This is a genomic window from Pseudomonas viridiflava, assembly GCF_900602065.1.
Lineage (GTDB): Bacteria > Pseudomonadota > Gammaproteobacteria > Pseudomonadales > Pseudomonadaceae > Aquipseudomonas.
On the sequence record NZ_UWFN01000350.1, the window covers coordinates 119,402 to 133,650 of the forward strand.

Annotated in this window: 15 protein-coding genes; all 15 read right to left on the minus strand. The window is 55.6% G+C overall.

Features of this window, described 5'->3' with window-relative positions; genetic code table 11:
* Positions 1–3: 3 nt before the first annotated feature.
* A complete protein-coding gene (locus EE949_RS27540) occupies positions 4–771 on the minus strand; it encodes a DeoR/GlpR family DNA-binding transcription regulator (RefSeq protein ID WP_122667179.1) in 768 nt (255 codons plus the stop codon).
* A 257-nt stretch (positions 772–1,028) separates the two neighbouring features.
* Entirely contained in the window at positions 1,029–2,396 is a 1,368-nt protein-coding gene (gene glmU, locus EE949_RS27545; RefSeq protein ID WP_122667180.1) for a bifunctional UDP-N-acetylglucosamine diphosphorylase/glucosamine-1-phosphate N-acetyltransferase GlmU, read from the minus strand.
* 116 nt (positions 2,397–2,512) lie between these two features.
* Positions 2,513–2,938, minus strand: coding sequence for a F0F1 ATP synthase subunit epsilon (locus EE949_RS27550; RefSeq protein ID WP_027901597.1), 426 nt, complete (start codon positions 2,936–2,938; stop codon positions 2,513–2,515).
* A 44-nt stretch (positions 2,939–2,982) separates the two neighbouring features.
* Positions 2,983–4,362 (minus strand): F0F1 ATP synthase subunit beta, encoded by a 1,380-nt coding sequence (gene atpD / locus EE949_RS27555; RefSeq protein WP_122667181.1) that lies wholly within the window; start codon positions 4,360–4,362, stop codon positions 2,983–2,985.
* 27 nt (positions 4,363–4,389) lie between these two features.
* The gene (gene atpG, locus EE949_RS27560) at positions 4,390–5,250 is read right to left on the minus strand and encodes a F0F1 ATP synthase subunit gamma (protein WP_087269415.1); all 861 of its coding nucleotides are present in this window, start codon (positions 5,248–5,250) and stop codon (positions 4,390–4,392) included.
* Positions 5,251–5,300: 50 nt separating this feature from the next.
* Entirely contained in the window at positions 5,301–6,845 is a 1,545-nt protein-coding gene (atpA, locus tag EE949_RS27565) for a F0F1 ATP synthase subunit alpha (RefSeq protein WP_122667182.1), read from the minus strand.
* Positions 6,846–6,866: 21 nt separating this feature from the next.
* Complete coding sequence (locus EE949_RS27570) at positions 6,867–7,403, minus strand: F0F1 ATP synthase subunit delta (protein ID WP_027901593.1); 537 nt, start codon at positions 7,401–7,403, stop codon at positions 6,867–6,869.
* Positions 7,404–7,415: 12 nt separating this feature from the next.
* Positions 7,416–7,886, minus strand: a complete 471-nt coding sequence (locus tag EE949_RS27575; RefSeq protein WP_122667183.1) for a F0F1 ATP synthase subunit B — start codon at positions 7,884–7,886, stop codon at positions 7,416–7,418.
* Between the two features lie 57 nt (positions 7,887–7,943).
* Positions 7,944–8,201 (minus strand): F0F1 ATP synthase subunit C, encoded by a 258-nt coding sequence (atpE, locus tag EE949_RS27580; protein WP_002555987.1) that lies wholly within the window; start codon positions 8,199–8,201, stop codon positions 7,944–7,946.
* Between the two features lie 146 nt (positions 8,202–8,347).
* Entirely contained in the window at positions 8,348–9,217 is an 870-nt protein-coding gene (gene atpB, locus EE949_RS27585; protein ID WP_027901591.1) for a F0F1 ATP synthase subunit A, read from the minus strand.
* A 16-nt stretch (positions 9,218–9,233) separates the two neighbouring features.
* Positions 9,234–9,641 carry a F0F1 ATP synthase subunit I gene (locus EE949_RS27590; protein WP_122667184.1) on the minus strand — a complete coding sequence of 136 codons (408 nt, stop codon included), beginning with the start codon at positions 9,639–9,641 and terminating at the stop codon, positions 9,234–9,236.
* Between the two features lie 146 nt (positions 9,642–9,787).
* Entirely contained in the window at positions 9,788–10,660 is an 873-nt protein-coding gene (locus EE949_RS27595) for a ParB/RepB/Spo0J family partition protein (RefSeq protein ID WP_122667185.1), read from the minus strand.
* Positions 10,661–10,669: 9 nt separating this feature from the next.
* Entirely contained in the window at positions 10,670–11,461 is a 792-nt protein-coding gene (locus EE949_RS27600; RefSeq protein ID WP_122667186.1) for a ParA family protein, read from the minus strand.
* Between the two features lie 18 nt (positions 11,462–11,479).
* Positions 11,480–12,124, minus strand: a complete 645-nt coding sequence (gene rsmG / locus EE949_RS27605) for a 16S rRNA (guanine(527)-N(7))-methyltransferase RsmG (RefSeq protein ID WP_162873964.1) — start codon at positions 12,122–12,124, stop codon at positions 11,480–11,482.
* Positions 12,121–14,013 carry a tRNA uridine-5-carboxymethylaminomethyl(34) synthesis enzyme MnmG gene (gene mnmG / locus EE949_RS27610; RefSeq protein ID WP_122667408.1) on the minus strand — a complete coding sequence of 631 codons (1,893 nt, stop codon included), beginning with the start codon at positions 14,011–14,013 and terminating at the stop codon, positions 12,121–12,123. Before mnmG ends, rsmG begins: the two co-directional genes overlap by 4 nt.
* Positions 14,014–14,249 lie beyond the last annotated feature (236 nt).

Here is a 14,249-nt window from a genome sequence, read left to right on the forward strand (position 1 = left end):
CTCCTAGCTGACAGCGGCACAAATCAGGGTTATGCCACGGGCTTGTATCTGTTCGCGTGCCTCGACGGGCAGGCGATCATCGGTAATCAGGGTATGGATGCTGCTCCAGGGCAGCTCCAGATTGGGTATCTTGCGACCTACTTTGTCTGCCTCGACCATCACCACTACTTCACGGGCCACTTCAGCCATGACCCGGCTTAGCCCCAGTAATTCGTTGAAGGTGGTCGTACCGCGAGACAGATCGATGCCATCGGCACCGATGAACAACTGATCAAAATCGTAGGAACGCAGCACCTGTTCAGCAACCTGGCCCTGGAAAGACTCCGAATGCGGATCCCAGGTACCACCGGTCATCAACAAAACAGGCTCATGTTCCAGTTCGCTCAGTGCGCTGGCGACGTGCAGGGAATTGGTCATGACCACCAGCCCCGGCTGCTGGCCCAGTTCGGGAATCAACGCGGCGGTGGTACTGCCACTGTCGACGATGATGCGCGCATGCTCGCGAATCCGTTTTACTGCAGCACGGGCGATGGCCTGCTTGTACCTGGAGACAGGCTGTGAGCTTTCGCCGATCAGTTCCTGAGGCAAGGTGATCGCGCCGCCGTAGCGACGCAGCAGCAGCCCATTGCTTTCGAGGGCGGCCAGATCCTTGCGAACCGTAACTTCCGAAGTTTCGAAACGCTTCGCCAGCTCATCCACGCTCACCTCGCCCTGCTCATTAAGCAAAGCAAGGATATTGTGACGCCGTTGAGGTGTATTGCGTTTCGACATGGCTGACTTAAGTTTCGATTCGTAAGATAACGAAGGCAATCAAAACCTATTGCAGAGAAATGGTCAAGGGCAGAGTACAAATTCGGGATCGATTTGGACCTGTGGGAGATTCTATGCTGGCTTGCAAACACATACCCGTGGGAGCGAATTCATTCGCGAAGGGCTTTTCAGACAATACAACTGCGCCTGACACTCCGCTTTCGCGAATGAATTCGCTCCCACAAAAACGCGTTCATCTCGACCGATTGTGGATAACTTCAGACTTTCTTGATTTTCACCGGGCGCTTCCAGCCTTCGATGTTGCGCTGGCGTGCACGAGCAACGCCTAGCTGTTCAGCAGGGATATCCTGATTGATCGTCGAGCCTGCCGCTGTCGTGGCGCCCGATGAGATATCCACAGGCGCGACCAACGAGTTGTTCGAGCCGATGAACACGTCTTCGCCCAGCACCGTTTTGTGCTTGTTCGCGCCGTCGTAATTACAGGTAATCGTGCCGGCACCAATATTGGTGCGCGCGCCGATGTCTGCATCGCCCAGATAGGTGAGATGCCCAGCCTTGGCACCTTCGCCCAGACGAGCATTCTTGAGCTCCACAAAGTTACCCACATGAGCCTTGGCGCCCAGCACACTGCCTGGACGCAAGCGAGCGAATGGACCTGCATCGCTGCCCTCGCCCATCACTGCACCGTCGAGGTGACTGTTAGCTTTAATCACAACGCCTTTGCGCAAGGTGCTGTCTTTGATCACACAGTTCGGCCCGATAACCACGTCGTCTTCGATGATGACCCGACCTTCAAGGATCACATTGATGTCGATCAGCACATCGCGCCCCACTGTCACGTCACCGCGCACATCAAAGCGGGCTGGATCGCGTAGCGTTACACCCAGCGCCATCAGGCGGCGAGCTTCGCGCAACTGATAGTGACGCTCCAGCTCGGCGAGTTGTTTGCGGTCATTGGCGCCTTGGACTTCCATGGCGTCGTGAGGCTGCTCAGTGGCAACCACCAGACCGTCGTTGACCGCCATGGCGATCACGTCAGTCAGGTAATACTCGCCTTGAGCATTGTTATTCGATAGCCGTCCCAGCCAGTCAGCCAGGCGCTTGCCCGGGACCGCCAGAATGCCGGTGTTACCTTCGGTTATAGCTTTCTGGGCTTCTGTCGCATCTTTGTGTTCAACGATCGCACATACACGGTTCTGCTCATCGCGCACGATACGGCCGTAACCGGTTGGATCGTCGAGGTTGACGGTCAACAGGCCCAGTTGTTCGGCATTTACCTGTTTCAGCAAACGCTGAAGTGTTTCAACTTCAATGAGCGGTACATCGCCATAGAGGATCAGCACGGTTTCGGCAGTCAGTTCCGGCAATGCCTGAGCAACGGCGTGTCCAGTCCCCAATTGCTTGTCCTGCATGACGAAATTCAAATCGTCCGCGGCCAGGCGCTCACGTACGACATCCGCCCCATGGCCAATCACAACATGGATACGTTGCGGCGATAGTTGCCGGGCGCTGTGGATAACATGACCGAGCATTGAATCACCGGCAACTGGATGCAAAACCTTGGGCAGTGCCGAGCGCATGCGAGTGCCTTGGCCTGCCGCGAGAATAACGATATCGAGAGACATGGGATTTCCAACTGAGGCGCGCCGCGTCACTTATCCACAAGCGTCGGCTGATCCTTAAAAAAGAAAAAGGGTAGCCGAGGCTACCCTTTTTCTCAATCGCGCTGAAGAAGACGGGGTTAGCCGCCGAACTTCTTGCGAATTTGCTGAACGGTACGCAGCTGGGCTGCGGCCTCGGCCAGACGAGCAGTTGCAGATCCGTAATCGAAATCTGCGCCTTTTTCGTTCAGGGCCTTCTCGGCTGCCTTTACGGCTGCCTGAGCAGAGGCTTCGTCCAGGTCATCAGCACGTTGCACAGTGTCGGCAAGCACCTTGACCATGTTCGGTTGAACCTCGAGGAAACCACCCGAGATGTAAAACACCTCGGCTGCTCCGCCCTGCTTGATCAAGCGGATCGGACCTGGTTTCAGATCAGTGATCAGCGGCGCGTGGCCTGGAGCGATACCGATATCACCCAGGTTACCGTGCGCAATCACCATCTCGACCAGACCGGAGAAAATTTCTCCTTCCGCGCTGACGATATCGCAATGGACTGTTATAGCCATTTGCTTGCCTCGACCTGATTAGCGCCCGTTACCGGGCGCTGGGATTACAGTTTCTTGGCTTTCTCGATCGCTTCTTCGATGCCGCCGACCATGTAGAACGCTTGTTCTGGCAGGTGGTCGTAGTCACCGTTGAGGATGCCTTTGAAGCCAGCAATGGTGTCTTTCAGGGAAACGTATTTACCCGATGCACCAGTGAAGACTTCAGCCACGAAGAACGGTTGCGACAGGAAGCGCTGGATCTTACGAGCACGGTTAACCAACTGCTTGTCGGTCTCCGACAGCTCGTCCATACCCAGGATCGCAATGATGTCCTTCAGTTCTTTGTAGCGCTGCAACACGTACTGTACGCCGCGAGCGGTGTCGTAGTGTTCCTGGCCGATAACGTTCGGGTCCAGCTGGCGCGAAGTCGAATCCAGTGGATCTACCGCTGGGTAGATACCCAGGGAAGCGATGTCACGGGACAGTACGACGGTTGCATCCAAGTGGGCAAACGTGGTCGCTGGCGACGGGTCAGTCAAGTCATCCGCAGGTACGTATACCGCTTGGATCGAAGTGATCGAACCGTTTTTGGTGGAAGTGATGCGCTCTTGCAGAGTGCCCATCTCTTCAGCCAGGGTCGGCTGATAACCTACTGCGGAAGGCATACGGCCCAGCAGTGCGGATACTTCAGTACCGGCCAGTGTGTAACGGTAGATGTTGTCGACGAACAGCAGAACGTCGTTACCTTCGTCACGGAACTTCTCGGCCATGGTCAGGCCAGTCAGAGCTACGCGCAGACGGTTACCCGGCGGCTCGTTCATCTGACCGTAAACCAGTGCCACTTTGTCCAGAACGTTGGAGTCCTTCATCTCGTGGTAGAAGTCGTTACCCTCACGAGTACGCTCACCCACGCCGGCGAACACGGAATAACCGCTGTGCTCGATGGCGATGTTACGGATCAGTTCCATCATGTTTACGGTTTTGCCTACACCGGCACCACCGAACAGACCTACTTTACCGCCTTTGGCGAACGGGCAAACCAGGTCGATAACCTTGATGCCTGTTTCCAGCAGATCGTTGCCACCAGCCTGTTCAGCGAAGGACGGCGCAGGACGGTGAATGCCCCAGCGTTCTTCGGTGTCGATCGGGCCAGCTTCGTCGATCGGGTTGCCCAGCACGTCCATGATCCGGCCCAGAGTCGCTTTACCGACCGGTACGGAGATGGCTTTGCCAGAGTCTGCAACTTCCAGACCACGCTTCAAGCCCTCGGTGGAGCCCATCGCAATGGTACGAACCACGCCGTCGCCCAGCTGCTGCTGAACTTCCAGGGTGGTCCCTGCCGCGCTTTTAACTTCCAGCGCGTTGTAGATGCTCGGTACGCTATCGCGTGGGAATTCCACGTCGATCACGGCGCCGATGATTTGAACGATACGTCCGCTACTCATTAGCTGGTTCCTCTAATATTTGAACCGTTAAACCGCGGCAGCGCCGCCGACGATTTCCGAGATCTCTTGGGTGATCGCTGCCTGACGCGCCTTGTTGTAGATCAGCTGCAAATCACTGATCAAATCACCGGCGTTGTCTGTGGCGTTCTTCATCGCGATCATCCGCGCTGCTTGTTCAGCTGCGTTGTTCTCGACCACCGCCTGGTACACCTGCGACTCAACGTAGCGAACCATCAAGCCGTCAAGCAGCTCTTTGGCATCGGGTTCGTAGAGATAGTCCCAGTGGTGCTTGAGTTTCTGATCCGGGGTAGCCACCAACGGAATCAACTGCTCAACCGTTGGTTGCTGGGTCATGGTGTTGATGAACTTGTTGGATACCACGGACAGGCGATCAATACGGCCATCCAGGTAAGCATCCAGCATCACCTTGACGCTGCCGATCAAATCATTGATCGACGGCTCTTCGCCCAAGTGGCTGATCGCAGCGACGACGTTACCGCCGAAGTTGCGGAAAAATGCCGCACCTTTGCTGCCAACCACGCACAGATCGATCTCTACGCCGTTTTCACGGTTTACCGCCATGTCCTTGACCAGAGCCTTGAACAGGTTGGTATTCAAGCCACCGCACAGACCACGGTCACTGCTCACTACGACATAGCCGACACGCTTTACAGCGCGCTCGACCATGAACGGGTGGCGGTATTCCGGGTTAGCGTTGGCCAGATGACCAATCACCTGGCGGATGCGCTCCGCGTAAGGACGGCTAGCAGCCATGCGCATTTGAGCCTTGCGCATTTTGCTGACCGCCACTTTTTCCATGGCGCTGGTGATCTTTTGCGTGCTTTTGATGCTCGCAATCTTGCTGCGAATCTCTTTTGCGCCTGCCATGTAACACCTATCAGGTTAGCAAGCGGGAGCCTTTCGGCCCCCGCTGCGGCTTACCAGGTTTGGGTGGCCTTGAACTTCTCGATACCGGTTTTCATGCCAGCGTCGATTTCGTCATTGAAGTCACCCTTCACGTTGATCTTCGCCATCAAATCGGCGTGATCGCGGTTGAAGTAAGCAATCAGCGCTTGTTCAAAGCTACCGATCTTGGCGATTTCGATGTCGGTCAGGAACCCACGCTCAGCGGCATACAGCGACAGCGCCATGTCAGCGATCGACATTGGTGCGTATTGCTTCTGCTTCATCAGCTCGGTAACGCGCTGACCATGCTCAAGTTGCTTACGGGTCGCTTCGTCCAGGTCAGAAGCAAACTGGGCGAATGCTGCCAGTTCACGGTACTGAGCCAGAGCGGTACGGATACCACCGGAGAGCTTCTTGATGATCTTGGTCTGAGCGGCACCACCCACACGGGATACCGAAACACCGGCGTTCACTGCTGGACGGATGCCAGAGTTGAACATGGCCGATTCCAGGAAGATCTGACCGTCAGTGATGGAAATCACGTTGGTCGGAACGAACGCAGAAACGTCGCCAGCCTGAGTTTCGATGATCGGCAATGCGGTCAGGGAACCGGTTTTGCCGGTTACTGCGCCGTTGGTGAACTTCTCTACGTACTCTTCGGAAACACGCGATGCGCGCTCCAGCAGACGGGAGTGGAGATAGAACACGTCGCCTGGGTAAGCTTCACGGCCTGGTGGACGGCGCAGCAGCAGGGAAATCTGGCGGTAAGCCACTGCTTGCTTGGACAGATCGTCATAAACGATCAGCGCGTCTTCACCGCGGTCGCGGAAGAATTCACCCATGGTGCAACCCGAGTACGGTGCAAGGAATTGCAGCGCAGCGGATTCAGAAGCACTTGCAGCCACGACGATGGTGTTAGCCAGTGCGCCGTTTTCTTCAAGCTTGCGAACAACGTTGGCGATGGTCGATTGTTTCTGACCGATTGCAACGTAGACGCAGAAGATGCCGCTGTCTTTCTGGTTGATGATTGCGTCGATGGCCAGAGCGGTTTTACCGATCTGACGGTCACCGATGATCAGCTCACGCTGGCCACGGCCGACTGGAATCATGGCATCGACAGCCTTGTAGCCAGTCTGTACAGGCTGGTCTACCGACTTACGCCAGATCACGCCTGGAGCAACTTTCTCGACCGCATCGGTCTCGGTGTTGTTCAGCGGACCTTTGCCGTCAACTGGGTTACCCAGTGCGTCGACTACGCGACCCAGCAGTTCCTTACCAACCGGAACTTCGAGGATGCGGCCAGTGCACTTGGCGCTCATGCCTTCAGCCAGAGTCGTGTAAGCGCCCAGTACCACAGCACCTACAGAGTCTTGCTCAAGGTTCAGCGCCATACCGTAGACGCCGCCCGGAAACTCGATCATCTCGCCGTACATTACGTCGGCCAGACCGTGAATCCGCACGATGCCGTCAGATACGCTGACGACAGTGCCTTCGTTACGGGCTTGGGAGGTTACATCGAGCTTGTCGATGCGACCCTTGATGATTTCACTTATTTCGGAAGGATTGAGTTGCTGCATTGCTCTGCTGCCCCTTCAAACTCAAGATTTCAATGCTTCGGCTAGTTGCGCGAGTTTGCCGCGAACTGAGCCATCGATAACCAGGTCGCCGGCGCGGATTACGACACCACCGATAAGGGTGGCATCCTCCGCAGCGTGCAGGCGCACTTCCCGGCCGAGCCGTGCACTGAGAACCTTGGCGAGTTTGTCTTGCTGTTCTTGGTTCAATGCAAAAGCACTGGTGACATCCACATCGACCGATTTTTCCTGCTCAGCCTTGTACAGGTCGAACAGTTCGGCGATCTCCGGCAGAAGCGGGAGACGGTCGTTTTCAGCAACGACATGGATGAAATTCTGTGCCTTGGCATCGAACTTGTCGCCACACACTTCAATAAAAGTGGTGGCCTTGTCTGCGCTCGTCAGTCGCGGGGCCTTGAGTACGCGCTGCATGGTGTCGTCTTGCGACACCGCTGCAGCCAGGCCGAGCATGGCTGACCAATTGGCCAGTTGCTGGTGGGCCTGGGCGTGCTCGAAGGCTGCCTTAGCGTAAGGTCGGGCCAACGTGGTCAGTTCTGCCATGATCGCCCTCGCTTAAATTTCAGCAGCCAGTTTGTTAACCAGCTCCGCGTGCGCGTTTTGATCGATTGTGGCACCCAGGATCTTCTCAGCACCGCCAACTGCCAGGCTACCCAATTGGGCGCGCAGCGCGTCTTTGACACCGTTCAGTTCCTGCTCGATCTCGGCCTGAGCCTGAGCCTTCACACGGTCAGCTTCGACACGGGCCTGTTCACGGGCTTCGTCGACAATCTGAGTACCGCGTTTCTTGGCTTGCTCAATGATTTCGGCTGCCTGAGCTTTAGCTTCGCGCAGTTGATGACCCACTTTCTCTTGGGCCAACTCCAGGTCGCGAGCTGCTCGGCTGGCAGCGTCCAGTCCATCCGCGATCTTCTTCTGACGTTCGTGCAAAGCCGCAATGACCGGAGGCCAAACGTACTTCATGCAGAACAGCACAAAAATGAAGAACGCAACGGACTGGCCAATCAGGGTTGCATTAATGTTCACGCCAACACCTCGCTCGTTCGTTGTCCATCACACCAATCACCTCGAATAATCGAGAGATTAGCCAGCGAGTTGACCAACGAAGGGGTTCGCAAAGGTGAAGAACAGAGCGATACCAACACCGATCATGGTTACGGCGTCGAGCAGACCGGCAACGATGAACATTTTAACCTGCAGCATTGGAACCATTTCTGGTTGGCGAGCAGCGCCTTCCAGGAATTTGCCGCCCAACAGGCCGAAGCCGATTGCAGTACCCAGTGCGCCCAGGCCGATCAACAGTGCAACAGCGATAGCGGTTAGACCAACTACAGTTTCCATCTTTCCTCCCGACTTTTACGTCGTATTGGTTAGGTTTTCTTAGATTAAAGCGGTAAAACAAATCGTTTTACATCAGCCCTTGCGGTTACCCGCTGCGGCCTCCTCTCGCCGGAGCGAGAGGTACATCCAGACGCGCCAGGCGAGTCTTAATGGTTATCTTCGTGAGCCATCGACAGGTACACGATGGTCAGCATCATGAAGATGAATGCCTGCAAGGTGATGATCAGGATATGGAATACAGCCCACGCCCATTGCAGAACCACACCCAGGCCACTCAGCCAGAGCAGGCCGCTGCCGAACATGACGGCGATCAGGATGAACACCAGCTCGCCCGCATACATGTTGCCGAACAGACGCAGTGCCAACGAGATCGGTTTGGCGATCAGAGTCACGAATTCAAGCAGGAAGTTCACCGGAATCAACAGCGCCTGAACAAAAATGTTCTTGCTGCCGAATGGGTGCAGGGTCAGTTCGCCGATGAAGCCGCCGATGCCCTTGACCTTGATGCTGTAGAAAATGATCAGCGCGAAGACCGACAGAGCCATGCCTAGAGTGGCGTTAGGGTCAGTGGTCGAAACAGCGCGGAAAGGAATGTGCGAATCACCCGAGATCAGGATCGCCAACTGAGGAATCCAGTCAACAGGAACCAGGTCGACGGCGTTCATCAGGAACACCCAGACGAAAATGGTCAGCGCCAGCGGTGCAATCACCGGGCTACGACCATGGAAGCTGTCTTTCACGCTGCCGTCGACGAAGTCGACCAGCACTTCAACGAAGTTTTGCAGCGCGCCTGGTTGACCGGAAGTCGCCTTCTTGGCCGCCATGCGGAAAATCAGGACGAAAATCAGACCCAGGGCAACAGACCAGCCGAGAGTATCGACGTGGAAAGCCCAAAAGCCCATTTCCTTCGCTTCTGCTGCGGTGTGGGCAAAACCCCAGCCGCCATCTGGTAGCTGACCGAAGGTCAGGTTCTGCAAGTGGTGCTGGATATAGCCCGAAGCTGTTTGCTCTGCCATGTGTGCCTCAAACGCCCTAAGGTCTCGAAAGTCTTGTTCTCATCAGCAGGGGAGCGAACCAGTTGACCACTTGGATCAACATGAACACGCCGAATACAGCAATCGGCGCCAATGGCTTCACACCTGCAAAGGTCAATGCAAAAAGCACTGCCGTAAAAATCAGTTTGCCCGCCTCGCCGGCATAGAATGACCGGACAATGGCTTGCGCTGCTCTAGCCCCGGAAAACCGGAAAGCCTTATGAGCAAAATACAAATTGGGCAGCCAGGCTATCAGGCCTCCGCACAGCCCTGAATATCCTGCTACGACTCCATGCCACTGCCACAGCGCCAGGGCTGCCAGCAGCAGGACTATAAATTGAGCCAGCAGTACCGGAAAAACCGCCAGTCGATGGAACGGCAACCTAGTTGGCATGCGTGTCTCCATCACTCCTGCTCCTCGTGCGTCGGCCGCCAAAATCAATAACTTGGCATAATTTGTGCCGACAAAATGCGCGCAGAGTATAGGGGCGGTTCAGCCCCTATTCAACCTTCAGGTAGTGATTTCCGATCACACGCTACAGTGCAATTGTTTCAGCGGATGTGGGCGAGCACCCCCTGGAGCTCATCCAGAGAGTTATACCGGATCACCAACTGCCCTTTACCCTTCTGCCCATGACGAATTTGCACTGCAGAGCCCAGCCGCTCGGCCAGACGCTGTTCAAGGCGGCTGATGTCAGGATCAGTCTTTACCGGCTCGGCAGCAGCAGGTTTTCCACTCAACCATTGACGCACAAGCGCTTCTGTCTGGCGAACCGTCAGGCCTCGTGCGACAACATGTCGCGCCCCTTCAACCTGCCGATCTTCCGGCAGACCGAGTAATGCACGAGCGTGACCCATTTCCAGGTCGCCGTGGGAAAGCATGGTTTTGATCACATCCGGCAGCGCGATCAGGCGCAGCAGGTTGGCAACACTCACCCGCGATTTGCCGACAGCATCGGCAACCTGTTGCTGAGTTAGCTGGAACTCATGCTGAAGACGCTGCAAAGCGACCGCTTCCTCAATGGGATTGAGGTCTTCGCGTTGAATATTCTCGATCAACGCCATCGCAATAGCGGTTTCATCGGGCACATCACGGACCATCGCCGGGATGGTTTCCATGGAGGCCTGCTGGCTGGCACGCCAGCGACGTTCACCGGCGATGATCTCGAAACGGTTATCACCAATCGGACGCACCACAATCGGCTGCATAACGCCCTGGGCCTTGATCGATTGGGCGAGTTCTTCGAGCGCCTGAGGATCCATGTCGCGACGCGGCTGATACTTGCCACGCTGAATCAGGTCCAGCGGGATGTGCTGCAGTTCACGCTGATCGGCCTTCACGGCCTGTTCTTCGAGGGAGCTGACGGTTGGACTGCTCAGAAGTGCGTCCAGCCCACGTCCGAGACCTCTTTTCTTGACGGCCATGGGGTTTCCTTAAGTTGGCTGAGCAGTGCGCGAACCGCGCCGTTGACGACGAACCATTTCCCCTGCCAGAGCAAGGTAGGCCAGTGCACCGCGCGAACTCTTGTCGTAGGCCAGAACGGGCATACCGAAACTCGGCGCCTCGGCCAGACGGATGTTGCGCGGGATTACAGTGTCGTACAGCTGTTCGCCGAAATGCTCTTTGAGTTGCGCAGACACGTCGTTGATCAAGCTCAACCGCGGGTCGTACATGGTGCGCAGCAACCCCTCGATTTTCAGCGCTGGATTGAGCAATTCACCGATACGTTTGATGTTATCCACAAGGTCACTGAGACCTTCCAGAGCAAAGTATTCACACTGCATGGGGATAATGACCCCATCAGCAGCAACCAGCGCGTTCAACGTCAACATCGACAGAGACGGCGGGCAGTCGATCAAGATGTAATCGTAATTCTCGCGGATCGGCGCCAGCGCATTGCGCAGGCGGCTTTCCTTCATCTGCATTTCCAGCAGATTCACTTCAGCCGCAGTGAGGTCGCGGTTGGCAGGCAGCAGTTGATAACCGCCATGCTCAGAGAACTGGATCGCCTGGTTCAGATCGCACTCACCAATGAGCAGGTCATACACCGAATGTTCCAGGGCGTGTTTATCCACACCGCTGCCCATCGTGGCGTTGCCTTGGGGGTCCAGATCGATCAGCAGTACGCGTCGCTTGGTGGCGACCAGCGATGCTGCGAGGTTGATACAAGTGGTGGTTTTACCCACACCACCTTTTTGGTTCGCAATCGCGAATACCTTAGCCATGCTTGCTTGTGTTCCCAGTCATGCCGTGCGGCGCAGTATCAGCAGATGACGTTGGCCTTGGCAACCGGGTACGGTCAAGGCTTGTGCGCTATCCACCTGAAAATCTGCGGGCAATGCTACCAGTTCATCGGTCGGATGCAGGCCTTTCATTGCCAGCCATCGCGTATTGGTATCGCCCATGTGGCGAGTCCACCCAGTAAAGTCTTCCAGACTGCTGAACGCACGGGAAACAATCCCGGTAAACGGGTGCTCCGGATGAAAGGACTCTGCGCGGCTGTGGATAACTTCCACATTGTCCAGCTTGAGCTCAAGTTTGACCTGAGTCTGGAAGCGGGTTTTCTTGCCATTGCTGTCCAGAAGCGAAACTTTCATCTCCGGGAACATGATGGCCAGTGGAATACCAGGCATCCCTCCGCCACTTCCCACATCCAGCCAACGCTCACCGTCAACGAAAGGCACAACACTCAAGCTGTCGAGCAAGTGCCGCGAAACCATTTCGTCCGGGTTACGCACAGCCGTCAGGTTGTAAGCCTTGTTCCATTTGATCAACAGTGCGAGGTAGGCCAGCAGCTGTGAGTGCTGGCTTTCACTGAGTTTTATACCCAGTTCCTGAGCGCCTCGGGATAACTCTTCGGCGTGTTGCGGGGTGACCATAGAACTCAAGCGCTTTGCTCCAACTGACGGCCCGCGCCGCGTTTTTTCAAATGAATCATCAACAGGGAAATTGCCGCTGGCGTGACGCCGGGGATTCGCGAGGCCTGACCCAGCGTCTCAGGACGAGTTATCCCCAGCTTGCTCTGAATTTCTTTCGAGAGCCCGGAAATGGTCGTGTAATCGATATCTCCAGGCAACTTCGTATCTTCGCTCGCACGCAGCCGGGCGATTTCGTCTTGCTGGCGGTCAATGTAACCCGCGTACTTGGCCTTGATTTCAACCTGTTCAGCGACTTGCGGATCAGGGCTGCCATGGCCGGTAAGGGAAACCAGACTGACATAGTCGATTTCCGGCCGGGTCAACAGGTTGAGCAGGTTGTATTCGTGAGTCAACGGCGTGCCGAAATGGCTCGCGATAGCATCGCCCTGCTCTGTACCCGGACGCACCCAAGTGCTTTTCAGGCGCTGCTCTTCCAGTTCGATATTTTCACGCTTGGTGCAGAACGCCGCCCAGCGTTGATCATCGACCAGACCCAGCTCGCGACCTTTCTCGGTGAGACGCAAATCGGCGTTGTCCTCACGCAGAATCAAGCGGTATTCGGCACGAGACGTGAACATCCGGTACGGCTCTTGGGTGCCAAGAGTGATCAAGTCATCCACAAGCACGCCGATGTACGCTTCATCGCGACGCGGGCACCAGCTTTCCTTGCCCTGGGCGCGGAGAGCGGCATTGGTCCCGGCCAGCAAACCTTGAGCACCGGCTTCTTCGTAACCGGTCGTACCGTTGATTTGTCCTGCGAAGAACAGACCCGCGATGACTTTGGTTTCGAGGCTGTACTTCAGATCGCGTGGATCGAAGTAGTCATATTCGATGGCATAGCCAGGGCGAACGATGTGGGCATTTTCCATACCGCGAATCGAACGGACGATCTGCAATTGCACGTCAAACGGCAACGAAGTCGAAATGCCGTTCGGATACAACTCATGCGTCGTCAGGCCCTCAGGTTCGATGAAGACCTGATGGCTTTCCTTGTCGGCAAATCGATGAATCTTGTCTTCGATCGATGGGCAATAACGCGGACCAACACCTTCGATAACGCCGGAATACATGGGCGAGCGATCAAGGTTCGCGGCAATGATTTCGTGAGTCCGGGCGTTGGTGTGAGTGATCCAGCAACTGACCTGCGATGGGTGTTGTTCCTTGGAGCCCATGAACGACATGACCGGAATCGGTGTATCACCCGGCTGTTCTGTCATGACCGAGAAATCGACCGAACGACCATCGATACGCGGAGGAGTACCGGTTTTCAGGCGACCCACTCGTAACGGTAACTCACGTAAACGATGTGCCAGTGCGATTGACGGCGGATCGCCTGCGCGACCGCCCGAATAATTCTGCATTCCAATGTGGATAAGTCCACCCAGGAAGGTGCCGGTCGTCAGCACAACCGAATCGGCCATGAAACGCAGGCCCATTTGGGTCACAACACCACGTACCTCGTCCTGCTCAACGATCAAGTCATCACAGGCTTGTTGAAATACCCACAGGTTCGGCTGATTTTCGATGGTTTCGCGAATTGCCGCTTTGTACAGAACACGATCTGCTTGCGCACGAGTTGCCCGGACTGCAGGGCCTTTACGGCTGTTCAGCACGCGGAACTGGATACCACCTTTGTCCGTGGCCATAGCCATAGCGCCGCCCAGGGCGTCGATTTCCTTGACCAGATGACTTTTACCAATCCCGCCAATAGCAGGGTTGCAGCTCATCTGACCCAGTGTTTCCACGTTGTGGGTCAGCAAAAGGGTTTTTACACCCATACGTGCCGACGCCAGTGCGGCCTCGGTACCGGCATGACCGCCACCGATGACGATCACTTCAAAACGGGAAGGGAAATCCACCACGCACCTCGTGCCTGTTCTAGATGGGAAATTGGGATAGCTGACAAGTATAGGGACTTACCCCCCCTGAAAGGAACCCGTTGCACAAAAATTAACCAGCTGTGGAAAAGTCTCAGATATAGAAATTAAAAAGAAAGAAGATTTATAAAACCTTATTTTAAATGCTATTTATACTGAACCTGTTTTCTGTGGATAGATTTATACAGGCCTTATAAATCAATGTGTACAGAGATTCA